At 49.4% G+C, this 680-nt stretch carries 1 protein-coding gene; it reads left to right on the top strand.

Annotation, left to right across the window (positions count from 1 at the left end):
• On the top strand, positions 1-680 hold a 680-nt coding region (locus E2R67_RS16445; protein WP_134292018.1), incomplete at both ends, for a tandem-95 repeat protein.

The raw sequence follows: 680 nt of genomic DNA, 5'->3' as shown, positions 1-680 counted from the left end.
CGGTGAAGATTCGATTTCAGTCTCGGTGACCGATAACGATGGGGCAACTAGCACACAAACGATCACAGTAAGCGTCACGGAAGTGAACGATGCGCCTGTGATTGATGTCGTGAGCACAACAGTTACAGAAGATACCGCGACTATCGTGGCGACAGCAAGCGATGTTGATGGGACGATTGATGCGAATACTATTACTGCGACCAACGGTACGGCCGTATTAGACGCGAACGGCAACATTACTTACACACCAGATGCCAACTTCGTCGGTGAAGACTCTATTTCAGTCTCTGTGACCGATAACGACGGGGCAACTAGCACTCAAACGATCACAGTGAACGTCACGGAAGTGAACGATGCGCCTGTGATTGATGTCGTGAGCACAACGGTTACAGAAGATACCGCGACTATCGTGGCGACAGCAAGCGATGTGGATGGGACGATTGATGCGAATACTATTACCGCGACCAACGGTACGGCCGTATTAGACGCGAACGGCAATATTACTTACACACCAGATGCCAACTTCGTCGGTGAAGACTCTATTTCAGTTTCAGTAACAGATAACGATGGGGCAACTAGCACACAAACTATCACAGTGAACGTTACGGAAGTGAACGATGCGCCTGTGATTGATGTCGTGAGCACAACAGTTACAGAAGATACCGCGACTATCGTGGCAA

Origin of the sequence: Psychromonas algicola, from assembly GCF_004378355.1 — a bacterium.
GTDB lineage: Bacteria > Pseudomonadota > Gammaproteobacteria > Enterobacterales > Psychromonadaceae > Psychromonas.
This window is presented reverse-complemented; position numbering and strand designations above follow the sequence as displayed.